This is a genomic window from Fibrobacter sp. UWB10 (assembly GCF_900182935.1).
GTDB classification, from domain to species: Bacteria; Fibrobacterota; Fibrobacteria; order Fibrobacterales; family Fibrobacteraceae; genus Fibrobacter; species Fibrobacter succinogenes_O.
In genome coordinates this window covers 650,533-676,624 of the sequence record NZ_FXUE01000001.1, presented here as the reverse complement: position 1 = coordinate 676,624, position 26,092 = coordinate 650,533, and the positions used below count along the sequence as shown (strand labels likewise).

Annotated in this window: 19 protein-coding genes; 11 read left to right on the top strand and 8 right to left on the bottom strand. The window is 51.5% G+C overall.

Annotated features, from left to right (window positions below; translation table 11 throughout):
* The first annotated feature begins 59 nt into the window (after nucleotides 1–59).
* Nucleotides 60–3,353, top strand: a complete 3,294-nt coding sequence (locus tag QOL41_RS02810; protein WP_283428567.1) for an InlB B-repeat-containing protein — start codon at nucleotides 60–62, stop codon at nucleotides 3,351–3,353.
* A gap of 78 nt (nucleotides 3,354–3,431) precedes the next feature.
* Here QOL41_RS02810 and QOL41_RS02805 read toward each other — a convergent pair whose 3' ends face one another.
* Nucleotides 3,432–4,478, bottom strand: coding sequence for a sigma-54 interaction domain-containing protein (locus QOL41_RS02805; RefSeq protein WP_283428566.1), 1,047 nt, complete (start codon nucleotides 4,476–4,478; stop codon nucleotides 3,432–3,434).
* Nucleotides 4,479–4,699: 221 nt separating this feature from the next.
* Between QOL41_RS02805 and QOL41_RS02800 the strand changes: the two genes are divergently transcribed.
* The 4 genes from QOL41_RS02800 to QOL41_RS02785 all read left to right on the top strand — a co-directional run bounded on the left by QOL41_RS02800 (nucleotide 4,700) and on the right by QOL41_RS02785 (nucleotide 8,860).
* Nucleotides 4,700–6,820 (top strand): glutamine synthetase III family protein, encoded by a 2,121-nt coding sequence (locus tag QOL41_RS02800; RefSeq protein ID WP_283428565.1) that lies wholly within the window; start codon nucleotides 4,700–4,702, stop codon nucleotides 6,818–6,820.
* 110 nt (nucleotides 6,821–6,930) lie between these two features.
* On the top strand, nucleotides 6,931–7,452 hold the full coding sequence (locus tag QOL41_RS02795) for a phospholipase D-like domain-containing protein (protein WP_283428564.1): 522 nt from the start codon (nucleotides 6,931–6,933) through the stop codon (nucleotides 7,450–7,452).
* A 32-nt stretch (nucleotides 7,453–7,484) separates the two neighbouring features.
* On the top strand, nucleotides 7,485–7,832 hold the full coding sequence (locus tag QOL41_RS02790) for a YkvA family protein (protein WP_283428563.1): 348 nt from the start codon (nucleotides 7,485–7,487) through the stop codon (nucleotides 7,830–7,832).
* A 92-nt stretch (nucleotides 7,833–7,924) separates the two neighbouring features.
* Nucleotides 7,925–8,860, top strand: a complete 936-nt coding sequence (locus tag QOL41_RS02785; protein WP_283428562.1) for an alginate O-acetyltransferase AlgX-related protein — start codon at nucleotides 7,925–7,927, stop codon at nucleotides 8,858–8,860.
* An 11-nt stretch (nucleotides 8,861–8,871) separates the two neighbouring features.
* Here QOL41_RS02785 and dtd read toward each other — a convergent pair whose 3' ends face one another.
* From dtd to QOL41_RS02770, 3 genes are read right to left on the bottom strand one after another with little or no spacing between them, the layout of a single operon-like run.
* Nucleotides 8,872–9,306, bottom strand: a complete 435-nt coding sequence (gene dtd, locus QOL41_RS02780; RefSeq protein WP_283428561.1) for a D-aminoacyl-tRNA deacylase — start codon at nucleotides 9,304–9,306, stop codon at nucleotides 8,872–8,874.
* 1 nt (nucleotide 9,307) lies between these two features.
* Nucleotides 9,308–10,141 (bottom strand): tRNA threonylcarbamoyladenosine dehydratase, encoded by an 834-nt coding sequence (locus QOL41_RS02775; protein ID WP_173653951.1) that lies wholly within the window; start codon nucleotides 10,139–10,141, stop codon nucleotides 9,308–9,310.
* 11 nt (nucleotides 10,142–10,152) lie between these two features.
* Nucleotides 10,153–11,391 (bottom strand): aminotransferase class V-fold PLP-dependent enzyme, encoded by a 1,239-nt coding sequence (locus QOL41_RS02770; RefSeq protein ID WP_283428560.1) that lies wholly within the window; start codon nucleotides 11,389–11,391, stop codon nucleotides 10,153–10,155.
* Between the two features lie 147 nt (nucleotides 11,392–11,538).
* On the opposite strand from QOL41_RS02770, the gene QOL41_RS02765 reads away from it, so the two are divergent.
* Together QOL41_RS02765 and epmA are read left to right on the top strand one after the other, a co-directional pair.
* A complete protein-coding gene (locus QOL41_RS02765; protein ID WP_283428559.1) occupies nucleotides 11,539–12,957 on the top strand; it encodes an FISUMP domain-containing protein in 1,419 nt (472 codons plus the stop codon).
* Between the two features lie 45 nt (nucleotides 12,958–13,002).
* Nucleotides 13,003–13,965 (top strand): EF-P lysine aminoacylase EpmA, encoded by a 963-nt coding sequence (gene epmA / locus QOL41_RS02760; RefSeq protein WP_283428558.1) that lies wholly within the window; start codon nucleotides 13,003–13,005, stop codon nucleotides 13,963–13,965.
* Here the strand turns inward: epmA and QOL41_RS02755 are convergent.
* Nucleotides 13,955–14,440, bottom strand: a complete 486-nt coding sequence (locus QOL41_RS02755) for a TlpA family protein disulfide reductase (RefSeq protein WP_283428557.1) — start codon at nucleotides 14,438–14,440, stop codon at nucleotides 13,955–13,957. The two genes, epmA and QOL41_RS02755, sit on opposite strands and share 11 nt — an antisense overlap.
* Before the next feature lie 129 nt (nucleotides 14,441–14,569).
* On the opposite strand from QOL41_RS02755, the gene QOL41_RS02750 reads away from it, so the two are divergent.
* The gene (locus QOL41_RS02750; RefSeq protein ID WP_173653956.1) at nucleotides 14,570–15,637 is read left to right on the top strand and encodes a type IV pilus twitching motility protein PilT; all 1,068 of its coding nucleotides are present in this window, start codon (nucleotides 14,570–14,572) and stop codon (nucleotides 15,635–15,637) included.
* Nucleotides 15,638–15,640: 3 nt separating this feature from the next.
* Nucleotides 15,641–16,843, top strand: a complete 1,203-nt coding sequence (locus QOL41_RS02745; RefSeq protein WP_283428556.1) for a type II secretion system F family protein — start codon at nucleotides 15,641–15,643, stop codon at nucleotides 16,841–16,843.
* A gap of 214 nt (nucleotides 16,844–17,057) precedes the next feature.
* Here QOL41_RS02745 and pflA read toward each other — a convergent pair whose 3' ends face one another.
* Nucleotides 17,058–17,792 (bottom strand): pyruvate formate-lyase-activating protein, encoded by a 735-nt coding sequence (gene pflA / locus QOL41_RS02740; protein WP_283428555.1) that lies wholly within the window; start codon nucleotides 17,790–17,792, stop codon nucleotides 17,058–17,060.
* A gap of 162 nt (nucleotides 17,793–17,954) precedes the next feature.
* On the opposite strand from pflA, the gene QOL41_RS02735 reads away from it, so the two are divergent.
* On the top strand, nucleotides 17,955–19,073 hold the full coding sequence (locus tag QOL41_RS02735; RefSeq protein WP_283428554.1) for a family 16 glycosylhydrolase: 1,119 nt from the start codon (nucleotides 17,955–17,957) through the stop codon (nucleotides 19,071–19,073).
* Between the two features lie 133 nt (nucleotides 19,074–19,206).
* On the opposite strand, the gene pflB is transcribed toward QOL41_RS02735, so the two are convergent.
* On the bottom strand, nucleotides 19,207–21,465 hold the full coding sequence (gene pflB / locus QOL41_RS02730; RefSeq protein ID WP_283428553.1) for a formate C-acetyltransferase: 2,259 nt from the start codon (nucleotides 21,463–21,465) through the stop codon (nucleotides 19,207–19,209).
* Between the two features lie 424 nt (nucleotides 21,466–21,889).
* Between pflB and alaS the strand changes: the two genes are divergently transcribed.
* On the top strand, nucleotides 21,890–24,535 hold the full coding sequence (gene alaS, locus QOL41_RS02725) for an alanine--tRNA ligase (RefSeq protein WP_283428552.1): 2,646 nt from the start codon (nucleotides 21,890–21,892) through the stop codon (nucleotides 24,533–24,535).
* A gap of 99 nt (nucleotides 24,536–24,634) precedes the next feature.
* Here alaS and QOL41_RS02720 read toward each other — a convergent pair whose 3' ends face one another.
* Nucleotides 24,635–26,050, bottom strand: a complete 1,416-nt coding sequence (locus tag QOL41_RS02720; RefSeq protein WP_283428551.1) for an endo-1,4-beta-xylanase — start codon at nucleotides 26,048–26,050, stop codon at nucleotides 24,635–24,637.
* Nucleotides 26,051–26,092 lie beyond the last annotated feature (42 nt).

The following is a 26,092-nucleotide window of genomic DNA, read 5'->3' as shown; positions in this document are numbered from 1 at the left end:
AATATCATGGATTTTCCTTGTTTTTGTTGAACGGAAAGATGTCTGTGAAGAGGGTATCTATGGATACAAGTAAGATTTCTCTTGCTAGAGTGCTCGCTCTGCTTGTTTTCTTGTTGGGAATTCAATCCGCGTGGGCGGATGTTTGGGATGGTGTAACCAAGACTCCGGCAAAGACGGAAAAGATTAATGGAAAAGATTATTTCTTGATCGAATCCGCTGCCAACTTGGCGTGGTTTTCTGATACAGTGAATCGTTCTACTGCGGCCAATGTGAAACTGAATGCCAAGGTGGTTGCAAACTTTATCGATATGAACCATAAGCCCTTTGTTCCTATCGCGGCAGGAAAGGGAGATAAATACTACGGTGGTATATTTGATGGCAACCATGTGGTTATCAGGAATCTAAGTGTTAGCAGTGAACATATTTCTGCAATTGATAAGAAGTATGGACAGAACATTGCCTTTATTGCGGCCTTGGATGGTGGTATTGTAAAGAATGTCGTTCTTGATAGTGTGTATATCAAGGCCACGACCGATATCGGCTCGATTCTTGCAGGGGAAGAAAATAAAATTAGTGTGGGTACTATTGTTGCTTGGCAGAAGTCTGGAACGGTTGAAGGCTGTTACGCATCGGGCATTATCTACAACAGTGGCAAGGGGCAGGCTGTTGGTGGCATTGTTGGCAATGCGGACTCTGGTATTATTAGGAACAACCTGAGTATCATTTCGATTCAGATTTCTGGTAGTCAAGCTTATGTTGGTGGTATCATCGGTCAAGCAAAGAACAACATCAAAATTGAATCATGCGTTTATGATGGCGGTAAGTTTATCAATGATTCTTCAGCTCATGACGGTGGCGTGATTGGTTTACGTTATGAAGATAATGTGGATCTTGTTAAAAACTCTTATTACGATGAGAACGATGTGGATCAGGGTGTTGCAAGTGGTTCTTCAGATGGCGTCTTTTCGGCGTCTATCCTTAATGAAGAGCAAATCGCGTGCATTTTGAACGAAGGTGAATGGGACGAAACGACTTCTACTTGTTCTGCTGATGGCGTGTGGTCTACTGGGGATCACATTACCAATCAGGGCGTTTCGAAAAACGACAAGAACGAAACCATTTTTACAATCAAGTTCGATGCAAATGGAGGCACTTTCCCGGAAGGTGCGAAAACGGTTAAGTATTTGCGCTTTGGCGAATTGGTGACGACTGCCGAAATCACGTCTCCGACTTATGCGGGTGATAGTATTTTCTGGGGATGGTCGATGGATCCTGCGGCGACTGCTCCTGTGACATCGATGTTCCTCGATACGGCTTATGGTCAACGGACGGTGTATGCGGTTTGGAAAAAAACAGTCGATGTGGCGTTTGATTACAATAACGATGTGAATCCGGGTGTTGAAACTAAAAAGATTGGACTTGGTGATTCTGTCGTTGCGGTTACAACTTTGACTACTTATACCGATGTATCTAACAGTGAGTATCACTTGATCGGTTGGTCGAAAGATAAAACGGCAACGGAACCTTTGAAACAGCTGGGTGTTGCCGAAGAAGGCCTGACCTATTATGCCGTTTGGTCTACTGATCCCGTTTATACAGTTTCGTTTGATATGCAAGGGAAGGGCTCTGATCAACATTCCCAGCAGATTAAAGAGAATGGCAAGGCGGTAAAGTTTGAACCGGTGGCCGATGGCTATTCTTTTGGAGGATGGTATACAGAAGCGGCTTGTCAGAATGCATTTGACTTTGAAACAGCTATTGCGAAAGACATGACGCTGTATGCAAAGTGGAATCTTGAAACGTATACCATCACTTACGAGATGGATGGTGGTGAAAACGATGAATCGAATCCCACGAACTATACGATTGAAGATGAAACGATTGTCTTCAAGAATCCGAAGGAACGTGTAGGTTACCTGTTTGATGGCTGGTACTACAATCCCGACTATTCGCATGTGGCAACCCAGATATCGCAGGGGCATTTTGGCTCATTTACGCTGTATGCGAAATGGATTCCGACGCAGTACGAAGTGATTTACTCGGCGGGTTCTCGTGGTATGGGCTCTGTAGAAATTGATTACAAGCCCCATGGTGATTCGTTAGTGCTTTCGTCGGAAAAGTATCTTTACTACAACGAAAATTACAGGGTCAGTTTCTTGCATGCTGGTTGGACGCTGTCTGATGGCGGATCCAAGGAATATGATTTTGGCGCTAAGTATGGCACGGATGCAAATGTGATCTTGTATCCGTATTGGTCCAAGCTTGTCAAGGTTCATTATGGTTCCAATGACAAGGATACTTTGTGGGTAGATCTCAGCGCTGTTGAATCGGATTCGCTGGTGAGCAACGCGATTAGCGAAGCCTTGCTGTCGAATGAACCTGTGATTGAACTTCCGAGCAAGAATGCTGATGACAAGTATGTTTATACCTTGAAGTGGGTGTCTGATTCGTTGGCTGTCTACGAACCGATTTTTGAAAAGTCTGAACGTAAGAAAGAAATCGTTGTGGCTTATGGTTCTGGCGAACGAGATACGATTATTATCAAGGATCCCAAGTTTAAAACGGATGAAGAATTGCAGAAGTTGATTAAGGATGCTTTTGCTAATCACGATCCTGTCATTCCGCTTCCGACAAAGGCTGCTGATTCTCTGTATGAATATGAATTTGCAAAGTTTGTTCTGAATACGCAGACGGGTATTTATGAACCGCTCTTTGTGAAGGCGGGGAATCTGTTGTTCAAGATTAATTTCCACCTGCCTGAAGGTGCGGAATTGGTCGAGAATTTTGCAGGATATAAATATGGCGAAGTGACGAAGTTGCCGGATGCGGTCATGACATCGGATACAAGCTGGAAGTTTAATGGTTGGTATACAAAGACGAAGGGCCGTGGCGACCGCGTAAAGGCGATGCGCGAAAAAGATTCCGGCAACAAGAGCTTGTATCCGCTGTTCCAGAAGACCCTGCGCTACGATGCCAATGGTGATAAGGGTGAGATCAAGGTCATTTACACAGACCGCGCTGACACGACTATTGCTCGTGCCTTGCGTAGCGTGACGCCGAAGGGCTACACCGAAGGCAAGGTGACTTATACGTTCAGCAAGTGGGTGCTTGAAGATGGCGTGTATACGGCAACCTTCAAGAATCAGACGGTCCGCTTTAACGTGGTTCTGGATTCCCGCTCGTTCAATATCGAAGAAGCTCAGGTGGGTGACCGCATTACGGTATTCGATATGGATGGTCGCGTCGTGAAACGCGGAATTGTTTCGAACGGCTCGCAGCATGTAGAAGTCCCCAAATCGGGTAGCTACACGGTGCGCGTTGGCAAGGACGCCGTCCAGGTAAATGTGAAGTAGCTTGTCATCCTGAGCGCTGACCCACTGCGGGTTCGACGCTTTCTTGTCTTCCCGGCCGAAGAGCCGGGATCTCCTTTTCTAGCCCGATATATTAATCTTCAGCCGATGCACTTTGTAGTGCATGACTCTCGGCGAAATACTTAAATCGCGTGCGGCAGCAGACATGTTGCCGCCGTTTCTTTTTAGCGCTTCGCTCAGAATTTCTTTTTCGTAGGTATCCATGAGCGTCGACAGCGGTGCAATTTGATTTGGGAGCATGGGCTTGCGGGCCGATTCATCGGTCTGCAAGGTGGGCGGCAAGTTGTGCGAATGAATGCAGTCGTCGCTGGTGGCGAGGGCTGCGCGCTCGATGCAGTTTTCAAGCTCTTGCACATTGCCTGGCCAGTGGTAACTCATGAGCATGTCGATGGCGGGCGTCGAGAGGCGCACCACGTGCGTGCCGTACTTCAGGTTCACTTGCGAAATAAAATGCTCCGCCAAAAGCAAGATGTCGCTCTTGCGCTGCGCCAAATCGGGGAGCGAGATTTGTACGATGTTCAGGCGGTAGAATAAGTCTTCGCGGAAAAGTTTTTGCTGCATCAGGCTTTCGAGATTCTTGCTGGATGCCGCAATCAGGCGCACATCGCTATGTAGGCGGATGTTGCCGCCTTGGCGGTAAAAGCTCTGGTCCTGCATAAACCGCAGAAGAATTTCTTGGTTCTTCGGGCTGAGTGCCGAGACGTCGTCCAGAAAGAGCGTGCCACCGTTTGCCACTTCGGCTTTGCCCAAGTGGCGGCTGTTTGCGCCAATGAATGCGCCGCGTTCGTAGCCGAAAAGTTCGCTTTCGAATGTGTTCGCCGGGTTGCCGAAACCCTCGCTCAAGTTCGCACAACCCATGACGACAAAGGGCTGTTCTTTGCGTGCAGAAAGTTCTGCGATGGTGTGGGCGGTGAGTTCCTTGCCAGTGCCGTCATTGCCATAGATAAGCACCTGTGCGTCGTTCTTGGCGCACTTCTTTATTTGCTTATAGACCTCGCGCATTTCACCGCTGTTGCCGACCATTTTGCCCGGCTTCTCGTCGATGATATTACGCAGCTCGCGGATCTCCGCTTTCAGTCTCTCTATTTCTTCGGCTTCCGTCGTCATTCCTTGTCCGTTAAGTCATGCTGAACTTGGTTCAGCATCTGCATTCTCGTGTCTGAACCTCTTGTGTTATTACAATAATGTAATAATATACCTTAATTTTACAATATTGTAAAACATTTTGTTTCAAAACCTGTAAAATTCGGGTGCCAGACCCCATTTTTATTCCTAATTTCCTTCCATAAATTGAAAAACGGCCATAAAATGGCAAAAAGAGGTTCAAAATGAGCGTAAGCTACCGCAAAAAGACCATCAACGAAATCGCGAAGGAACCGACCGCGCCTGTCAAGCCGGCCGCTCCGGTAAATGTGGATTTCTACGGCGAAGACGTGTTCAATGCCGACGCCATGCGCGAATATCTGCCCAAGGATGTCTGCGAGAAGTTGCTTGCGACAATCGACGAAGGCGCTGCCCTCGACCCGAGCATTGCAGGCGATGTCGCCCACGCCATGAAGAAGTGGGCTATGGACCGCGGTGCTACTCACTTTACTCACTGGTTCCAGCCGCTCACCGGTTCTACTGCTGAAAAGCATGACTCCTTCCTTGAACCCGAAGGCTGCCGCGCCATCATGGCCTTCAGCGGCAAGAATTTGATCGTTGGCGAACCGGACGCATCGTCCTTCCCGAGCGGCGGTTTGCGTTCTACTTTCGAAGCCCGCGGCTATACCGCATGGGATCCGACTTCTCCGGCATTTCTCAAGCGTCACGGCAACGGTGCCACGCTCTGCATTCCGACTGCTTTCTGCAGCTACACCGGCGAAGCTCTCGACAAGAAGACTCCGCTTCTGCGCAGCTTGCAAGCTCTTTCTAAATCTACCCGTCGCCTCATGACCTGCTTCAAGGCCGGTCCCAAGAAGACGACTGTCACGCTTGGTGCCGAACAGGAATACTTCCTGATCGACAAGCGTTTCTACCTGCAACGCCCGGACCTGTACCAAGCTGGCCGCACGCTGTTCGGTGCCGCTCCCGCCAAGCACCAACAGATGGATGACCACTACTTCGGTAGTATTCCGGCTCGTATTTTGAACTTCATGAACGAAGTCGAAGTTGAACTTTGGAAGCTCGGCATTCCGGCCAAGACCCGCCACAACGAAGTCGCTCCGGCTCAGTTCGAACTCGCCCCGATGTTCGAAGAAGTGAACCTCGCTTGCGACCACAACATGCAAATTATGGAAGTGCTCCGCAACGTGGCCGACAAGAATGGCCTCGTTTGCTTGCTCCACGAAAAGCCTTTCGCTGGCGTGAACGGTTCTGGCAAACACAACAACTGGTCTGTTTCTTACGGTAAGGGCAACCTGCTCAATCCGGGTAAGGACCCGCACCAGAACGCCGTGTTCCTCACCACGCTCTGCGCCATCATTTATGCCGTCGACACCCATGCTGACTTGCTCCGCATGACAACTGCTGGCGCCGGCAACGACCACCGCCTCGGTGCAAACGAAGCTCCTCCGGCCATTGTCTCTATGTTCCTCGGCGACCAGCTCATGGACGTCATCGAACAGATTGAACAAGGCGTGCCCAAGTCCTCTAAGCAAGCTGGCGCACTCCGCATCGGTGCCGACATGCTCCCGGCCCTCCCGCGCGATGCCACCGACCGCAACAGAACTTCTCCGTTCGCCTTCACCGGCAACAAGTTCGAATTCCGTGCACCGGGCTCCAGCCAGAGCTGCTCCGAACCGAACGTGGTGCTGAACACGATTGTCGCCGAAGCCTTCGACATGATTTCTGAACAGCTCGAAAAGCTAGACGAAAAGAACTTCCACACGGGCCTGCAAAAGATCCTGCAGAAGATCGTGAAGGAACACAAGCGCGTCATCTTCAACGGTAACGGCTACACCGATGAATGGGTTGCCGAAGCCGAACGCCGTGGCCTTCCGAATATTCGCACCTCCGTGGAAGCCCTCAAGGCTCTCACCAAGGAAGAAAATATTCAGTTGTTCGAAAAGTATGGCGTCATGAATCGCCGCGAAATGGAATCCCGCTACGAAATCAACGTCGAAGATTTCCACAAGCGCATTCACATCGAAGGCGAAGTCTGCCGTGACATGGCGAAGAACATCATCTTGCCGAAGGTCGTCGAAGCTTACTCCAGCGCCCTCAAGACCAACGAAATGGCTCTCAACCAGGGCTTCCCCGGCGTCGATGCCTACGTGAAGTCTCTCGGCGAAGGCGTCAAGAACCTGAGTGCCGCCATCGCTACGATGGAAGAAAGCCTGAACGGTCTGCACGAAGGCATTCTCGATGCGATGGCTGCGCTCCGCAAAGTCGTCGATGGCCTCGAAAAGGTCGTCCCCGACGAAATGTGGCCCCTGCCGAAATACAGAGAGATGTTGTTTATTTACTAGTAGTGTCATCCTGAGCGGAGAGGCAAAGCCTCGTAGTCGAAGGATCTCTACTAAAATATTCTTGAAAAGTCCCAGCCTTCGGGCGGGGATTTTTGTATTATATTTTCGCCATGTCCATCTTCACAAAATACATCCAGAACGAGGAGCATTACTCCGAGGTGATTTCGCGTATCGCGAAGGTCCGCAATAACTTGTGGATTGGAACTGCCGACATTAAGGATGTTTATGTAAAGCAAGATGGCGAGGCGATTCCGTTACTGGGACAGTTGGCCGCACTTTTAAAACGTGGTGTGGGTGTACGCCTGATTCATGCGAAGGAACCTGGCCCGAATTTTCGTGAGGACTTTGATCGCTTCCCGATTTTGGTGACGGATTTGGAACGCGTAATGTGTCCGCGAGTGCATTTCAAGATGATGATTTTTGATCTAGAAACGGCTTACATTGGGTCTGCGAACTTGACGGGTGCGGGAATCGGCATGAAAAGTTCTCTACGCCGTAACTTTGAGGCGGGAATCCTCACGAATGACCCTGCACTTGTTGAACCTGCCATCGAACAATTCGATACGCTATGGATGGGCTCGCATTGCAAAAAATGCGGCCGCCAGGAATTCTGTGGCGACCGGATCAAGTAGAAAAAGTGTATATTGGTAAAGGAGACAAAAATATGGATAAAGAACCAGAAGTTATTGAGGCTGAAGTTGTAGAAAACAACAAGGGCGCGTCTGATTTTCAAAAAGGACTCGCTGTTTTTCTCTTGATTTTGTCGCTTATGTATACGGTTTCGCCGATTGACTTGGCGCCGGATGCGATTCCTGTAGTGGGATGGCTTGATGACCTCGGCTTTCTCGCGACGGCCACAATGAACGTTATGCAGCAATTTGCCAAAGATCAGAATTCTGCTATGGTAAAAATTCTGAAGTATGCCAAGTGGTTTATGGTGATTGCCGTTGTAATTGCGGCTCTGCTGCTCGGCGGGTTGATTGCTGCTATTGTGGCGCTGATTGTAAAATAGTATGCCGGTGCGGAGGCTTTCGCGCCATCAATCGTCTGCCAAAGAATCCGAAAAATTCTAAATTTGGCCCTGTCATGTTTTTGAGGAAACATTTGGGGTTTATTTTTGGATTTGGAGTGGCGGTTATTGCGCTTGCCATGCTCTACCTTTCTTCTCGTCCGCTTATCCCGTTGGTCGTTCAGGAACAGATCGAGGCCGATATTGAAAAATGTGGCGGGCAACTGAAAGAGACTCGCTGTGCGGTAAGCGGTGTAGACGACTGGATTTTCTTGCAGGAAAGTCTTGTCAACCTGGTGGTGGACTGGAAAGAAAACTTGAATTCTTTTGTAGCCTTCAATGATTCGCTGGAAGCGCGCGGTATCAAGTTGGTGGTCGTGCCTGTTCCAGACAAGCTACAAATCGAGGCGGAACATTATTCAGAAGAATTGTCGGGGGGTATCGTTGCCCCGCAATATGAAGAATGGGTAGATGCATTGCAAGACGAAGGCGTTGTCGTTGTCGATGCGGTAGAAGAGTTTCTTGAAAAGAACGAGGAAACGCCCATGTTCGAGGCGTACGAAAGCCATTATACAAGTGCCGGTCGGCAGGTTCTTGCCCAGATGATTGCCGATACCATCAACGAGATGAACTTGGATATTCCGAGAGAAGAATGGTTCCTGCGCGACACGATTGTTCCCGGCACCGGAAATCTTTATCACTTGAAGTACAATTCTTACCCTGATTACGATGTGCGCGTGTTAAAGACCGTGGATGCAGAAGGTAAACGCTACCGCGGATCCAAAGATGCTCCCATTGTGATAATCGGCGACAGCAATGCCGATTTTGGCTGGAACAGCTCTTCCAATATAGGCGCCTACATTGCGCAGGCGACAGGGATAGAAACGTTTACGCGTAGCCGTATTGGTGGCGGAAACTATGGTCCGACCTTGTTCAAGGACCGTTCGGATTTCCTGGAAGGCAAAAAGATGGTGGTCTGGGTGTTTGATGGCCGTGAACTTTACGGCGATTTCAGCATGCCAGAATTCTAGTTTCGGAATTTTTATTCCAGCATAATTGTGAACGGGCCGTCGTTCGTGAGACTCACCTGCATGTCGGCACCGAATTTCCCTGTCTGTACGACGGGGATTTCTTTTTTGCACTCGGCAATGATGTATTCGTAGAGCTCGTTTGCAAGTGCCGGGTTGCCTGCACCGTTGAAAGTCGGACGGTTTCCCTTGTTGCAGTTGGCGTAAAGCGTGAACTGCGAGACAAGCAGGAGCTCGCCGCCCACATCTTTGATGGAAAGATTCGTCTTGCCGTTTTCGTCGGCGAAGATGCGGAGCGCAAGCATCTTGCGAATAAGGCGGTCGGCGATTTCCTTGGTGTCGTCTTCGCCCACGCCGATTAAAATCATGTAGCCCTTGCCGATTTTTCCGACAGTGTCGCCTGCGATATCCACCTGGGCGTTCAATACTCGCTGAATCAAGAATTTCATATTACTCCGCGCTAGCCAATGCCTTCTTGTAGATGTCCTGCATCACGAGGCCCGCAATCATGAATCCAAAAATAGCGGTGGAGTGTGCCATGGTGCCGTTGATTTGCGCCTTACTGCTGCACCATTCGTGATCGACCAGGTTTGCATTCTGGAGTTCGGCTTCGCTCCTTTCGTGGCGCACCTTGGGGCACATGCAGGCGTCCGTTCCGCAAGAGGAATTCTTGCCGCGGTTTTTCAGGAGTTCGTCGCTGTAGACGCATAGCACTTTTTTCTTGAGAGCCATTTTCTTTTTCTTGAACTTGTCGCGCAGGGCGCGGGCGAGCGGGCAACCGGCGACTTTCCAGAATTCGGCGACCTTGATTCGTGTGGGGTCCATCTTGAGGGCTGCGCCCATCGAAGAGAAAACTGTGGCCTTGGTGCGCGTGGCGTGCCACAATAACTGCATCTTGTTTTCGAGGCTGTCGATGGCATCGATGATGTAGTCGAATGTGTCCAGTTGGAATTTGTCCGTATTCGCTTCTTCGTAGATGTCTTGGAGTGCTACGATGTTGGCGTGCGGGTTGATTTCGAGCAGACGATTTTTCAGCACGTCCACCTTGACTTGCCCCACGGTTTTCGTGGTGGCCATCAGTTGGCGGTTCACGTTGGTGACGCACACGCGGTCAGAATCGACGAGCACGAGTTCCTTGATGCCGGAACGCACCAGGCTTTCGGCGCACCAGCTGCCGACTCCGCCGAGACCGAAGATGATGACTCGCTTCTGGTAGATGTTGCCCATCACGTCGTCTCCGAGCAGGAGCGATGTGCGGTTAAAGATGCCTTTCTCGATTCCCATACGAGTCCCGGTTAACCGAAGAGTCGGAGGACGCGCTTGATGCCTGCGATAAAGCGGTCGATGTCGCGCTTCAGGGTGTACGCACCGAAGCTCAAACGAAGCGTGGCGTCGACGCCGAAGCGGTCCATGACAGGTTGGGCGCAGTGGTGCCCGCTGCGGACGGCAACATTCTCTTCGTCAAGAATCATGGCGGCGTCGCTTACGGCGATGCCGTCGAGTGTAATACTGATGAGAGCGCCGCGTTCCTTCGGGTTGCCGAGAACTTTCACCTGCGGAATCTGCGCAAGCTGTTCCAGCGCGTAGTTCGTAATTTCTTCTTCGTGCTTGCGGATGTTCTCGATGCCTACGGTGTTAATCCATTCGATGGCCTTGCCGAGCCCGATGACTTCGGCAATCATGGGCGTTCCAGCCTCGAAGCGTGCGGGAACGTCGGCGTAAGTCGTCTTTTCGAAGGTCACGTTCTTGATCATTTCGCCACCGCCGTGCCAGGGGGGCATGCTGTCGAGAACTTCGTACTTGCCGTAGAGTACGCCTACGCCGGTAGGGCCGTACATCTTGTGACCGCTGAAGGCGAGAAAATCGCAGTCCAGCTTCTGCACGTCAATCTTGATGTGGCTTGAACTCTGGGCGGCGTCAATCAAAATTTTGGCTTGCGGGGCGAGCTTACGGACGGTCGCGATAATTTCTGCAATGGGGTTCACGGTACCGACGGAATTGCTCACGTGGGCGACAGCCACCATCTTGGTACGCGCATTCAACAGCCCGGGAAGCTTGCTCAGGTCTAAATCGCCGCTGTCCAAAACGGGAATCACCTTGATCTTGGCGCCCTTCATTTCGGCGACAATTTGCCAGCTCACGATGTTGGCATGATGCTCGAGTCCACTGATGAGAATTTCGTCGCCGGCCTCGAAGAACTTGCGACCGTAACTCCACGCCACCAGATTGATGCTTTCGGTAGTGCCGCGGGTGAATACGATTTCGTCTTCGGTTTTGGCGTTAATGAACTTGGCCACGTTTTTGCGGGTGGCTTCGAATGCTTCGGTGGTGCGAGCGCTCAGGCGATACACGCCGCGCTTTACGGAACTGTAGTGTTCGCGGTAAAAGTCGTTCATCACGTCGATCACGCAGTCGGGCTTTTGCGTGGTGGCCGTACTGTCTAAGAAGGCGAGCGGCTTTGCGTCCTTATCGCCTGTGACAAGCATCGGGAATTCGCTACGGATTTTTTCTGCATCAATATTTGCATCAATCATGGGCCCAAATATAGTAATTAACGTTATAGCCTGGATTTATTAATTGTTATAGCGTACTAGGATCAACCAATTAAGTTCTGCTTACTGCCAACTGCCTACATCTTACTTTTTCTATATTTGTATCGCAAAAAAAACGTGAGGGTTACAATGAAATTTCTTAGAGGTGTATTGACAGGAGTTCTTGCTTTGGGCGTTACAACTGCTTTTGCCCAGCCGGAACTTCGTGATGCTATTGATAATGGCGATATTGCAACAGCCCAGAAGATTGTGAAGAAGGGCGCTGCCGAAGAAATTTATTGCGGCAAACTTTCGCCGACTGATGCCGTCAAGGTTTACGAAAAGATTTTCAAGGCTATGCCTTACGAATCGTTCTCGAATTGCCAATCGCAATTCTCTTACGGTTACGGCACCAAGGTTTGCGCCAATGCCAAGGCTATGGATGCATGTACCGAGGTGATTTCGTTCTTGCTCCTGGAAGGCGAATCGGGCAACACGAAGGCCCTTGAAACTTTGGAATCGGTGGCTAAGGTTGCCCTGAAGACGAAAGGCTATTCCAAGCCGGTCAAGGTTGACGCCGACACGAGCATTTGGGTACCTTGCCCCAAGAAGAAGGGCGAAGCCCGTGACAAGTGCATTGAAGAATGCTATGAAAAGGCTGGCAGCCTGCGCGATACCATTCGCGAAGCCGCTTGTGCTACCAAGCCGGAACACTTTGTCGATACGACTATCAAGGTGACGGTTCCTTCTCCGCTTTATGAAAAGCTCCGCAAGGGCTTGCTCGAAGGTTACTGGAAGACTCCAAAGAGCGCTGCTGAAAAGTATTCAAAGATTATGCAGGCCTCGGCCAAGGCTCTTTCGATTCCGGATACCGCTATCATTAACTTGGCTTACGTAGACCGCTGGGCCGAAAAGCACAAGGCCGATTCTACGGCACTCCCGGGTGGTGAACTCTTCCGTTTCTGCACGTCGTGGCAGCCGGCGGTGGACTCTATCTTGGGCGCAAAGGAATTCGAAACCCGTTGCCCGGTGTTCGAATCGTTCGTGGATAATCGCGATGGTCAGACTTACAGAGTCAAGGAAATCAATGGCACTCGCTGGTTTGTGCAGAACTTGAACTTTGCCATCGAAGAAAATTCCATGTGCTATGACCGCGAAGAAGAAAACTGCGCTACTTATGGTCGTCTGTATACGCAAGAAGCTGCTTTGACGGCTTGCCCCGAAGGCACTCGTCTTGCAACCGATGACGATTGGAAGATGCTCGAAATTTATGCCGGTGGCGCAAACACTGCTGCAGTCCGCCTGCGTAGCAACGGTTCTGACGATTACGCCTTCACGGCCATGTTTGGTGGCTATGCCAACAAGAACGGCATCTCGGTGATTCAGGGCGAAGGCGCTTACTTCTGGACAAGCAAGGATGTGGGTGACGGTCGCGGTATCGCACGTTCCATGTTCAATACCGATAAAGAAGTTTCTGCCATTCCGGTCGATAAGAAATTCTGGCTTTCTGTTCGCTGTGTCGTGAATGCAGCCCCTGCAGAAGAAACCGCTCCCGCCGCTGCCGAGTAACGTGTCATCCTGAGCGTAACGAAGTGTAGCCGAAGGATCTAAAAAGTGTCGAACCAAAATTCGTTTAGACCTACTTGTTCCCGCGATTCATGGGTAAAGCGTCAAGCCTTGATGAACAAGGTGCGTCGCTTCTTTGAATGTCGCGGTGTGCTTGAAGTGGAAACGCCGACGCTTTCGAATGCGGGCGGTACCGATCCTCAGCTAGACTACTTTGAGGTCGAGGGCAAGCATTTCATGATGACGAGCCCCGAGTTCCACATGAAGCGCTTGCTTGCGGCTGGTTTCGGAGACATTTTCCAGATTACAAAGTCTTTTCGCAAAGATGAATTCGGTGCCCATCATAACAATGAATTCAGCATGGTGGAGTGGTACCGCGTCGGCATGCCGCAAGAAAAGTTGATGGACGAAGTCGAAGCGCTCGTTTCTGAAATTATAGGCAAGCCGATTAACGCTCGTCGCACGCGCTGGATTGAAGCGTTCAAGAATTATGCGGGCGTGAATCCGCTGACGGCTTCGGGCGAAGAATTTGCCGCGGCCTGTACTGCCCGCGACATTCCGCTCCCGGCCGATGGCACGACCATGTCTCGCGAAGACTGGTGGGATTACCTGATGGTTTTTGCGGTGGAACCCGAACTTGCCAAGAATGGTCCCGAGTTCATTTTAGATTATCCGCAGTCGCAAGCGGCACTTGCGCAAACGTATGTGGGCGAAGACGGCTACACTTGGGCACGTCGATTCGAACTGTTTGTAGACCAGGTGGAACTTTGCAACGGCTACACGGAACTTACCGATGTGGCTGAACAACGCAGGCGCTTTGCTGCAGATCTTGAAATCCGTCGCGGTATGAACAAACCGCAACCGCCGATTGACGAAAACTTCTTGGCGGCGCTTGAATCGGGAATGCCCGCCTGTTCTGGCGTGGCGCTTGGCCTAGACAGATTGTTTATGCTTGCAATGGGAAAGTCCGAAATCAAGGACGTGATACTTTTCCCGAGTCCTATTGCTTAAGGGCTTTCTCGATTAACTTTCGCATCTGTTTTTCGTCGAAATCTCCGACGTTGATTTTCACGATGCTGTCTTGTGCATTCACGAGGTAGGTCACGGGAATCACGCCCGGATTGCCGAGCGCGTTCATCATGTCGTAATTCCAATGGAACGTTGTCCACTTGATGCCTGCGGCCTTGTTGTACTTTGCTCCGATTTTAGGCGAATCATCTTCGTTCACCATCAAAATCTTAAAACCTCTGTCGGTAAATTCTTCGTCGAGCATTTTGAGGAGGGGGAGTTCGGCACGGCAACCGGGGCACCACGAGGCGGTGAGGGCTATTAGGGTGACGGTTCCTTTTTCAGCTTGATAAGTCGAAATACTTCCGTCAAGAAGTTTTCCCTTGAAATCTGTAATTTTGGTGGGCGCAGCCTGAAAGTGTTCCTGCCCGCATGCAGAAAACAGGATTGCAAGTGCCAAAAGCAGCATGCAAACCATAGAAAAAACACCCCCCGTCGAGGTTATTTTACGCCCAAGTTCCATTCTAGAATAATAAAATAGCGTTTTTTTGAAAAAATGTGCGATTTTAATGGAAAAATTGGCCTTTTTTAAGTTATATTCTTAAGCATGGCATACAATATTCAAGATCTTCTTTCTGAAATGGTCCAGCGTGGCGCTTCTGACTTGCACATTACAGCAGGTGCGCCCCCTCTCATCCGTCTTTCCGGCAAACTGACGCCTATTGGCGAAGACAAGCTGAAACCGGACGAAACCATGCGCATGACATATAGTCTGATGAACGAAGGCCAAAAGAAGACTTTCGAACAGCAGAAGGAATGCGACTTCTCTTTCGGTATTGCAAACCTCGCTCGTTTCCGTGCGAACGCTTATTTGCAGCGCGGTTGCGTGGCCTTGGCCTTGCGTATTATTCCGCTTGAAATTAAGACCTTTAAGGATCTCGGCCTTCCGAAAATTCTGGCCGAATTCACGACCCGCCCGTCTGGCCTTGTGTTGGTGACAGGTGCTACCGGTTCCGGTAAGTCGACGACCTTGGCGGCCATGATCGACAAGATCAACAAGGAACGTCACGACCACATTCTGACGGTGGAAGACCCGATTGAATTCTTGCATAAGCACCAGGGTTGTATGATTAACCAGCGTGAAGTTGGTAGCGATACGAACAGCTTTGCTCAGGCGCTTAAGATGGCGCTGCGTCAGGACCCTGACGTGGTGCTTATCGGCGAAATGCGTGACCTTGAAACAATCCGTGCGGCACTCACGATTGCAGAAACGGGTCACTTGGCTTTTGCAACGTTACATACCAACTCTTGTGTGCAGACCATCAACCGCGTGGTGGATGCTTTCCCGAAGGGCGAACAGCAGACCGTGCGTACGCAGCTTTCGTTTGTGCTCCAGGGCGTGATATGTCAGACGCTTATCCCGCGCATTGGCGGTGGCCGCGTGATGGCATACGAAATCATGAACGTGACCCCGGGTATTCGTGCCCTGATTCGCGATGACAAGGTGCACCAGATTGAATCGATGATTGAAATTGGCCAGAAGTTCGGTATGAACACCATGAACATGTGCTTGTGTGATTTGGTGAAGAACCACAAGGTCGACCGTTTCGATGCTCTTGCCCGTTCTCCGAGTCCGGACCAGTTGGAACAATTGTTTGTGAAAGAAGGTGTGTAGCTTATGGCAGAATTCCTTTATAAAGCAACCAATAGCCAGGGTAACAATTTCGAAGGTACCTTGGAGGCTAAGGATAAGGCTGAAGCCGAAGCGCTCTTGATGCGCAGACGCCTCATTATTGTAAGCCTCAAGAAAAAACCGACCGAAATCAAAATTAAGATTGGTTCGGGTATTAAGCCCGCTGAAATTGCACGTTTTACCCGTATGTTCTCTTCGATGAGTTCTGCAGGTTTGCCGATGTTGCAGTGCTTGGGCATTTTGGAAAGCCAGTGCGAAAACCCGGAACTTAAGAATGTGGTTCACAAGGTGACGCAGTCGATTAACGGTGGTTCTTCTTTGGCTGATTCTTTGGCCCAACATCCTAAGGTGTTCAGTAACCTGTACACGAACATGGTGGCTGCCGGTGAAGCGGGTGGTATTTTGGATGGTATCTTGGCCCGTTTGGCAGAAACCTTGGAAAACCAGGAACGCCTGAAACGTAAGGTGAAAAAAGCTTTGACCTACCCGGTGATGCTTATTATCGTGGGTATCTTGGTGGTGATTGCCCTTATGACCTTCGTGGTGCCGACCTTTGCCGAACAGTTCGCTGCTTTGGATGCTGAACTTCCGGCTCCGACGCAGATAGTGATGAGCATTTCTGACTTTATTCGCGATAATGGTGCATTCCTATTTATTGGCGCGATTCTCTTGATAGTCGGCTTTAAGGTGGCCATGCGTGTGCCTGCGGCCAAGTTTGCCTGGGATGGTTTTATGCTGAAGGTGCCCAAGCTAGGTGACCTTCAGATTAAATCGACAACGGCTAGCTTCTCGAGAACGCTTGGTACTTTGTTGAATGCCGGTGTGTCTATCATGGATTCCTTGAAGGTGGTGTCCTCAACCGTGACAAATAAAGTGGTTGAAAAGGGTATCAATAAGATTGCCATTGGTATTGCTGGTGGTAAAAGTATTGCCGACCCGATGGCAGATACAGGCCTGTTCCCGCCCATGGTGATTCAGATGACTGGCGTGGGTGAAAAAACCGGTAACCTTGGTGGCATGCTTTTGAAGCTGGCAGACTTCTATGATGAAGAAGTGGATGCCGCAGTGGATGCCGTGGTGGGCATGATGGAACCTTTGATTATCGTGTTCCTCGGCGGTGCTGTCGGTGGCCTCCTCATTGCAATGTATATGCCGATGTTTTCCATGGGCGACGCGGTCAAGGGATAAAATTTCGCTTGCAAACTTCGCGATAGTTCGTCACAACTTCGCTCACGTACGATTTTGTACGCTACGCGAAGTTGATTCCTGCTCTCGCTCGTTTTCAAGCAAAATTTTTGTTTAAGGTTCCTTCGCTGGCCTTTCGACAAAATTTCGTATTTGAAAAAAGGCGGACTTTGGTCCGTCTTGTTTATTGATGGGCTTTTGTTCAGAAGCGAGAAAGTTAGGCGCCGAGGATCTTTTTTGCGTTAGCGACTCGTTCCGCAGTGGGCGATTTGACGTCTTTCAGTACGTAGTCGATGCCGAGTTCTTGATACTTGGCGAGGGCCAGGGCGTGGTAGGGGAGGACTTCGACTTTTTCAACGTTGTGGAGCGTGTCGATGAATTCGCGCGTTTTGATGAGCAATTCGTCGTTGTCGCTCATGCCGGGGACGAGTACGTGTCGAATCCAGATGGGTTTGTGGATTTCGTCGAGGTAGCGGAACATGTCGAGGATGTTCTTGTTGTCGTGACCGGTTAGTATTTTATGTTGTTCTGAATCGATATTCTTGATGTCGACGAGCAACAGGTCGGTGCTTTGCATGAGTCGCTTGAACTTTCCGAAGTATGGTTCGTTACGAACAAAGTTTACGCCCGAGGTGTCAATGCAGGTGTGTACGCCTGCAGCTTTCGCGGCTTCAAAGAATTCAATGAGAAAATCCATTTGAACAAGCGGCTCGCCGCCGCTCACGGTGATGCCGCCGTCTTTGCCCCAGTAGCTCTGGTAGCGCAGCGCTTTCTTTAAAAGATCTTGTGCGGAGATGTCGTATGCTCCGGCGTTTTCGCCTTTGAAATCCCACGTTTCAGGGTTGTGGCAGAATTGGCAACGCATAGGGCAACCTTGCGTGAATACGACAAAACGCACTCCGGGGCCGTCTACCGAGCCAAAGGTCTCTAATTTATTGATTCGTCCGAGCATGAAATAAATTTAGAATTTGAAATGGGCTGTTTTCTTGAAATTTGGCGAAATTTCCTCATATTCGCCAAATACTGTTGATACAGTTGTGTTTGATTTGCGTTTCGAACCCTACCACGGGTCGTTTAGCGAAGGTATATTTAAAAACAAGAAACGAGGTTTACTATGAAAACGAAATTCATTCTCCCGATTATCGCGCTTGGCCTGTTTGCGGCTTGCGGCGACGACAGCAGCTCTTCTCCTGAGACTACTCCTGTATCCGATCCGTCTGTAGTTGTGGATCCGAGTCAGACTAACCCGACTCCGACTGATCCGGCTACCACTCCGACAGATCCTGCTCAGACTCCGACTGATCCGGCTACTGACCCCGTAGTGACCGATCCGACTGTGACTGATTCGACTGTAACGGATCCTACCACCGATCCGACGACTCCGACTGATCCGGTTGTGACTCCGGATCCTGTGACTCCGCCGGCAGGTAGCGGCTGTAGCGCAATTGCTCGTACGAACCTTACGGTTCCGGCTGTTCCGAATGAAGTGAGTGCTACGGGTAAGTACAACTACTACGGTGCTGAACTTTCTGGTAAGGACCAGTTCAAGTATGGCCGTTTCGAAGCTTGCATGAAGATGGTTTCGATTCCGGGTTCCGTGAGCTCCATGTTCCTTTACTACGATGATTCCTATAGGAATGGCCCGTATGTTTGGAACGAAATCGATATCGAAGTTCTCGGTAAGGGCGGTACTTCTTGGCAGTCCAACATCATCACCCGCGAAGGCGACGAATCTATCAAGAAGAACACTTCTTCTGAAGCAATTCACGAATATGGTTTCGATGCCACCGAAGGCTTCCACCTTTATGCAATCATCTGGACTCCGGATTACGTTGCTTGGGAAATCGATAGCGTCGAAGTTCGCCGTGACTCGATTGGTCTCTCCCGCGGTACTCATGCCGATGCTGACCAGGTTGCCTTCTTGACCGAAGAACAGTCTCTGCGCTTCAACCTTTGGGCTTCCAAGAGCTCTGGCTGGGTGGGCAAGTTTACGGGTGACGAACTCGCTAACGGTCCGCAGGTGCAGTGGATTGACTATGTCCGCGTGTACTCCTATGACGAAGCTACCAAGAGCTTTACTCAGACCTGGCAAGATGACTTCGATGGCGATGACATCGACAGGGAACACTGGGGTGCCGGTAACTGGGAAATGGAAAAGGTTAACCTTTCTACCGAAAACGTGGTGGTCGAAGGTGGCTACTGCAAGATGATGATGACCCGCGAACCGGAATAAAAAGTATCTAGTCGTTAGTCAGTAATTTGTGAGGTGTTTTTTATTGACTAACGACTAAAAATTTGTTCTCCTCCATAAATCAAAACGTCCCGGATGAAAATCCGGGGCGTTTTTTACTTTCTACAGTCTACTATTACAACATACCGTGGCAGGTACGGCTGATGACGTCGTCCTGCTGTTCCTTCGTGAGCGAGAGGAACTTGACAGCGTAGCCGGAAACGCGGATGGTGAAGTTCGCGTATTCGGGCTTTTCCGGGTGAGCCTGAGCGTCGAGCAACTTTTCAACACCGAACACGTTCACGTTCAGGTGGTGGGCGCCCTGGGCGAAGTAACCGTCCATGACGGTGACGAGCTTCTGGGCGCGCTCGTCGTCGCTGTGGCCGAGAGCGTTCGGGCTGATGGTCTGCGTGTTGCTGATGCCGTCGAGTGCGTATTCGTACGGAAGCTTGGCGACAGAGTTCAGCGAGGCCAGGAGACCGTTCTTTTCGGCACCGTAGCTCGGGTTTGCACCGGGAGCGAACGGGGCGTGAGCCGGACGACCGTCGGGGAGAGCACCCGTGGCCTTGCCGTAAACAACGTTACTGGTAATGGTAAGAATCGACGTGGTCGGTTCGGCACCGCGGTAGGTGTGGTGCTTCTTGATCTTTGCGATGAATTCCTTGAGGAGCCAGACTGCGATTTCGTCGGCGCGGTCGTCGTCGTTGCCGTACTTCGGGAAGTCGCCTTCGATCTTGAAGTCTTTCACGAGGCCGTTTTCGCCGCGAACCACGGAAACCTTGGCGTACTTGATTGCGCAGAGGCTGTCGACCACATGGCTGAAGCCTGCGATACCTGTTGCAAACGTGCGGCGCACGTCGGTATCGATAAGGGCGAGTTCAGCAGCTTCGTAGTAGTACTTGTCGTGCATGTAGTGGATCAGGTTCAGCGTGTTCACGTAGATGCCTGCGAGCCATTCGAGCATGATGTCATACTTGTGCATCACTTCGTCGTAGTTCAGCACGTCGCCGGTAATCGGAGCGAGTTCCGGACCAATCTGCATGCCGGGCACGAGACCGGCTTCTTCATCCTTGCCGCCGTTGATAGCGTAGAGGAGAGCCTTGGCGAGGTTTGCACGGGCGCCGAAGAACTGCATTTCCTTACCGGTCTGCGTTGCAGACACGCAGCAACAAATGCTGTAGTCGTCACCCCAAACCGGGCGCATCACGTCGTCGTTTTCATACTGGATTGAGCTGGTCGTTACAGAAATGAATGCGGCGTATTCCTTGAAGTTTTCAGGGAGGCGCTTGGTGTAGAGAACGGTGAGGTTGGGTTCCGGAGACGGGCCCATGTTTTCGAGGGTGTGCAAGAAACGGAAGTCGTTCTTGGTGACCATCGGGCGGCCATCCTGGCCCATACCGCCGACTTCGAGGGTGGCCCACACCGGGTCGCCGCTGAAGAGCTGGTTGTAAGATTCGATTCGAGCGAACTTGACCATGCGGAACTTCATGACCATGTGGTCCACGAGTTCCTGGGCTTCGCTTTCAGTGAGTGTGCCGTTCTTGAGGTCACGTTCGATATAAATGTCGAGGAAGGTCGAAATACGGCCGACGCTCATGGCGGCACCGTTCTGCGTCTTGATGGCAGAGAGGTAACCGAAGTAGAGCCACTGGAAGGCTTCGCGGGCGTTGGTAGCCGGCTTCGAAATGTCGAAACCGTAGCTCTGAGCCATCACCTTCATGGCCTTAAGGGCCTTGATTTGTTCGGCGACTTCTTCGCGGAGGCGAATCACGTCGTCGGTCATGGTGCCGTCACCCACGTGGGCGAGGTCGTTCTGCTTCTGCTGGATGATGTAGTCGATACCGTAAAGGGCTACGCGGCGGTAGTCACCCACGATACGGCCACGACCATAAGTGTCCGGAAGGCCGGTCAGCAAGTGAGCCTTGCGCACGGCACGAATTTCCGGAGTGTAGCAGTCGAACACAGCCTGGTTGTGAGTCTTGTGGTAGTCGGTAAAGATCTTGTGGAGGTCAGCGCTCGGCTTGTAGCCGTACTGCAGGCAAGATTCTTCGGCCATCTTGATGCCGCCAAACGGCATGAATGCGCGCTTCAGCGGCTTGTCGGTCTGGAGACCCACGACTTTTTCCAAGTCCTTGAGGCTTTCGTTGATGTAGCCGGGCTTGTGGCTCGTGATGCTCGAAACGATGTCGGTATCCATATCGAGCACGCCGCCCTTCTTGCGTTCTTCGGCCTGCAGCTTCTGGAGTTCACCCCAGAGCTTTTCGGTGGCGTCTGTCGGGCCTGCCAAAAATTCCTTGCCGCCTTCGTATGCGGTGTAGTTGCGTTGAATAAAGTCGCGAACGTTGATCTCTTCTTGCCAGCGTCCACCTTCAAAGCCTTTCCATGCTTCGCTCATGATTTTCCTTCTTTGCTCGGCTGGCCAACGCCATAAATTCAGACAGCCGAGTCTTTCTTTTTGTTGATTTTTGTTTGAGCCGCAATATAGAAAATAAGGGAGTGCGCCCAAAGGGATTATTTGGACTATATTTTGCTTTCTTGGCGTTTAGTTTTACAGATTATGTTTTTTGTAAAAGCTCTAATCCTTCGCCTATCAAGGAGTTAGGGACTGCCTTTCGGGGCGTTACGGGGTGTCCCCGTTAGAAGGGGTAGCGTATGCCCGTAGGGCAGAAGCGAGGGGAAAACTTGCCCCTTACAGACCATTTTCACTCCAATTCGATTCGTTAAGACGAGCCGCTTGAGGCTCCCTTTTATCTCCTACTTCCTACGTCCTACTTTTTACTTTTCTAAATTTACCGCCGAAAAAATAAAAGGGACACAATATGCCTACAATGACTTCTGCGCAGGTGCGCGAATCTTTCATCAAGTTCTTTGAATCCAAGGGCCACCTCTTTGTGCGTTCTTCGCCGGTGGTTCCGCATGACGACCCGACGCTCATGTTCACGAACGCGGGCATGAACCAGTTCAAGGCTATCTTCCTGGGCGACAATCCGAAGGGCTGGAAGCGCGCATGCAACAGCCAGAAGTGCCTTCGCGTGTCCGGTAAGCACAACGACCTCGACGTGGTGGGCCGCGACAACTACCACCACACCTTCTTCGAAATGCTCGGTAACTGGAGCTTCGGCGACTACTACAAGAAAGAAGCGATTTCTTGGGCTTGGGAACTCCTGACCGAAGTTTGGAAGCTCCCGAAGGAACGCCTGTTTGCCACCGTGTACCAGGACGATGACGAAGCTTGGCAGATTTGGAAGGACGTGTCCGGTCTTCCGGATGACCGCATCATGCGTTTTGACGCTCACTCCAACTTCTGGGAAATGGGCGACACCGGTCCGTGCGGCCCCTGCTCCGAAATCCATTACGACCGCGGCGACCTCGCTACGCAGGCCGAAACGTTCAAGGACCCGATTAAGGGCGTGAACGGCGAAAACGACCGCTACATTGAAATTTGGAATAACGTGTTCATGCAGTACGAACGCGTGAGCGACGGTTCCCTGATTCCGCTGAAGGCCAAGAACGTCGATACCGGTATGGGCTTCGAACGTATCTGCGCTATTCTTCAGGGCAAGACCAGTAACTATGACACCGACGTGTTCACTCCGATTATCGCAAAGATCGCTGAACTCTCTGGCGTTCCGTACAACGATGGCGAAGCTGGCACTCCGCATCGCGTGATTGCCGACCACATCCGCGCTATTTCGTTCGCTATTGCTGACGGCGCTCTCCCGAGCAACGAAGGCCGTGGCTACGTGCTCCGCCGCATTCTCCGCCGCGCAAGCCGCTTTGCTCGCCTGCTTGGCCAGAAGAAGCCGTTCATTTGCCAGCTCGTTCAGGTTCTCGCCGATACGATGGGCGATGCCTTCCCGGAAATCCGCGAACGCAAGGAATTCGTTGCATCCGTGATCAAGAGCGAAGAAGAAAGCTTTATCCGCACGCTGGACGCTGGCCTCGAACGCTTCGCCGCTATCTCTGCCGAACTCAAGAAGGGCGACAAGATTCCGGGCGACAAGGTGTTCCTCCTGTATGATACCTATGGATTCCCGCCGGACCTCACTGGCATTCTCGCCGAAGAAAAGGGCCTCCTGATTGATGAAGAAGGCTACGAGAAGTGCATGGAAGAACAGAAGGCCCGCGCCCGCGCTAACATGAAGCAGGGCATCAACACGATGGGTACCGAAGGCTGGACGCAGTACAGCGAAGAAAGCACCAAGTTCGTGGGCTATGAACTCTCCGCTTGCGAAACGAAGGTTGTCCGCTGGCGCGAAGACAAGGGCGTGCTCAGCATCGTGCTTGAAACTTCTCCGTTCTATGCCGAAATGGGTGGCCAGGTCGGCGACAAGGGCACGCTCATTTCCGGCGACCTCGAAATTGACGTGTTCGACACCGTGAAGGTGAACGACACCGCCCTCTGCCGCGGTAAGGTGAAGAAGGGTACGGCCAACGAAGAGACGATGAGCGCCGTGTTCATGGCTACCGTCGACAACGACCGCCGTAACGATATCCGCAAGAATCACTCCGCCACTCACTTGCTGCAGGCCGCTCTCCGTCAGGTGCTTGGCACCCACGTGCAGCAGCAGGGTAGCTTTGTTTCCAACGAACTCCTCCGCTTCGACTTCAGCCACTTCAACGCAATGACTGCTGAAGAAATTCAGAAGGTTGAAGACATCGTGAATGCGAAGGTCATGGAATGCCTGCCGGTCAACACTCAGGTGATGGGTGTGGATGAAGCTAAGGCTAGCGGTGCTATGGCTCTGTTCGGCGAAAAGTATGGCGACGAAGTTCGCGTCGTGAAGATGGGCGCTTGCAACGAAGAATTCTCCAAGGAACTCTGCGGTGGCTTGCATGTGCAGAACACCGGTAACATCGGCCTCGTGAAGATTATCAGCGAATCCAGTGTGAGCGCTGGCGTGCGCCGTATCGAAGCGGTTTCTGGCCGTGGCGCCTTGAGTCTCCTCCGCGCCGGTACGCAGATTCTCACGGCTCTCCGCGAACAGCTCCGCTGCAAGGACGCCGAAGTTCTCGACCGTATTCAGCAGTCCTTCGCCAAGACGCAGAACCTCGAAAAGAGCCTGCAGTCCGTGAAGCTCGAACTTGCAACGCTCGCCGCTGCCGAACTCTTGAATGGCGGCATTAACGTGGCTGGCGTGAACCTCTACGTTCGTGAACTCTCGATTCCGGATGAAAAGTACAAGAACTTGCTTGACGGCGTTCAGAACAAGCTCGACACCGATAGCGTCGCCGTGATTGCGAACAAGGGCGAAGGCAACGGAAGCATCGCCGTGTTGGTGGGCAAGAACGTTCAGGCCAAGGGCATCAAGGCCGGTGACCTCGTCAAGGATCTCGCCGCTGCTTGCGGTGGCCGCGGCGGTGGACGTCCGGACCGCGCTCAGGCTGGCACCAAGGAAGTCGACAAGATTGCCGGTGCTATCGCCAACGCAAACAACTGGATTAGAGCTAAGTTGGGCGCATAGTTGCCAGTGTCATCCTGAGAGGTAAAGCCTCGAAGGATCTAAAACATTTAAAAAGGCTGCGACTTAAATCGCAGCCTTTTCTTTTAGCTCAAGACCTTGTTAGCGGATGGCGATTCGTTTGGTGAGGCTTGCTGAACCTTCACGGACGCGTATCATGTACAGGCCTTCTGCAAGGTCTTGCAATTTCACGAAGCCCTTCACGTTCTTTGCGCTGAATACCGGGCGGCCTTGTACGTCGAATACGTCGACTTTGGCGGCATTGGCGCCTGCAATAGAGAGTGTGCGGCCTGCGATTTGCATCGAAAGATGGGTTGCTATCGCGGCGGGTTTGATGGCGATGGTAGAATCGCCGCAGTTACCTGTTTGACAATCCATGCGATCCTTGAATAAAGATTCCGGATACGGAGATTTTACTTCGGATGCCGGGTGCGCCTTAAGGCTGACCATAATGCTGTCGTAAGCGGGCTTTGGTTTGTAATTCTTGTCGTAGAGGAGTCCTTCCGTTTTGCCTTGCTGCTCGTCGAGCCAGCTGTGCGCATCGGTGAGTCCCCAGATTACGAATTCGCCCATGTTCGGTTCTTCGAGGAACACGTCCATGAATTGGCGGTACAGATGCCCCTGCTTTGCGTAGTCTGCGTCGGTGAGTTTGCCTGCGGATCCTTTCGGGAACCCGATGTCAAGTTCGGTGATGTTCAAGGTGACGTCGAGTTCGGCGAGTGCCTTCGCGAGTGCTCGTACGTTCTGCGGGGTCGTCTCGTGCGCAATTTCAATATGCGTCTGCGTGCCCACGCAAGTGATAGGAATGCCGTTTGCCTTCCAGCGCTTGACTTGTTCTACGACAAAGCTAGCTTTGGAGCCTTCGCGAAGGCCCCATTCCAGGGAGTAGTCGTTGTAGCAGAGCTCTGCATTCGGGTCGGCGGCGTGCGCCCATACAAAGGCGGAGTCGAGAAATTCTGCGCCGATGCCTTCGTACCATACGGAGTTCGTGGAACGCCAATCGGCGTTGTAATCGTCGTTCACGGCTTCGTTCACCACGTCCCATTCGGCGACTTGGCCCTTGTAATGGCCGACCACTTTCTCAATGTGGTTCTTGAGGACGGCGAGCAGTTTATCTTTTTGTCCGGCGTAATTGCTGCTGACCCATCCGGCAACTTGGCTGTGCCAAGCGAGAGCATGGCCGCGAACGCGAATGCCGTTGGCCAGGGCGTATTCAACCATCTTGTCGCCCTTAGTGAAGTTGAATTCGTTCTCGTTGGGTTCAGTGGCGTCGAACTTCATTTCATTTTCGGCTACCACCACGTTGAACTGGGTTTTGTGAATTTCTTCGAATTCCGGTTCGATATCGTCGTTAAACCATTCGCTGTTCAGAATGGTGCCGATAAAGCGGTGGCGTTCCTTGGCGAGGTCTCGAATGGTTTCGTCGGCAAAGGCGTTGGAAAATCCGGTGCCGATAATTCCTGTGCTGATAAGAGCTGCGCTAAATGCAATGCGCGAAAATGACAGAGTATGTTTCATATATTCCTCTATCATCCCAGTACACCGTCGATAAAGATAATA

Excerpts from the sequence above, each read along its gene's own strand:
- QOL41_RS02810 (WP_283428567.1), top strand. The coding sequence starts at position 60 with ATGGATACAAGTAAGATTTCTCTTGCTAGAGTGCTCGCTCTGCTTGTT.
- QOL41_RS02750 (WP_173653956.1), top strand. The coding sequence starts at position 14,570 with ATGGCATACAATATTCAAGATCTTCTTTCTGAAATGGTCCAGCGTGGC.
- QOL41_RS02775 (WP_173653951.1), bottom strand. The coding sequence starts at position 10,141 with ATGGGAATCGAGAAAGGCATCTTTAACCGCACATCGCTCCTGCTCGGA.
- alaS (WP_283428552.1), top strand. The coding sequence starts at position 21,890 with ATGCCTACAATGACTTCTGCGCAGGTGCGCGAATCTTTCATCAAGTTC.
- QOL41_RS02795 (WP_283428564.1), top strand. The coding sequence starts at position 6,931 with ATGTCCATCTTCACAAAATACATCCAGAACGAGGAGCATTACTCCGAG.
- QOL41_RS02765 (WP_283428559.1), top strand. The coding sequence starts at position 11,539 with ATGAAATTTCTTAGAGGTGTATTGACAGGAGTTCTTGCTTTGGGCGTT.
- dtd (WP_283428561.1), bottom strand. The coding sequence starts at position 9,306 with ATGAAATTCTTGATTCAGCGAGTATTGAACGCCCAGGTGGATATCGCA.
- QOL41_RS02745 (WP_283428556.1), top strand. The coding sequence starts at position 15,641 with ATGGCAGAATTCCTTTATAAAGCAACCAATAGCCAGGGTAACAATTTC.
- pflB (WP_283428553.1), bottom strand. The coding sequence starts at position 21,465 with ATGAGCGAAGCATGGAAAGGCTTTGAAGGTGGACGCTGGCAAGAAGAG.
- QOL41_RS02800 (WP_283428565.1), top strand. The coding sequence starts at position 4,700 with ATGAGCGTAAGCTACCGCAAAAAGACCATCAACGAAATCGCGAAGGAA.
- QOL41_RS02790 (WP_283428563.1), top strand. The coding sequence starts at position 7,485 with ATGGATAAAGAACCAGAAGTTATTGAGGCTGAAGTTGTAGAAAACAAC.
- QOL41_RS02770 (WP_283428560.1), bottom strand. The coding sequence starts at position 11,391 with ATGATTGATGCAAATATTGATGCAGAAAAAATCCGTAGCGAATTCCCG.
- QOL41_RS02805 (WP_283428566.1), bottom strand. The coding sequence starts at position 4,478 with ATGACGACGGAAGCCGAAGAAATAGAGAGACTGAAAGCGGAGATCCGC.
- QOL41_RS02755 (WP_283428557.1), bottom strand. The coding sequence starts at position 14,440 with ATGGTTTGCATGCTGCTTTTGGCACTTGCAATCCTGTTTTCTGCATGC.
- QOL41_RS02735 (WP_283428554.1), top strand. The coding sequence starts at position 17,955 with ATGAAAACGAAATTCATTCTCCCGATTATCGCGCTTGGCCTGTTTGCG.
- QOL41_RS02720 (WP_283428551.1), bottom strand. The coding sequence starts at position 26,050 with ATGAAACATACTCTGTCATTTTCGCGCATTGCATTTAGCGCAGCTCTT.
- pflA (WP_283428555.1), bottom strand. The coding sequence starts at position 17,792 with ATGCTCGGACGAATCAATAAATTAGAGACCTTTGGCTCGGTAGACGGC.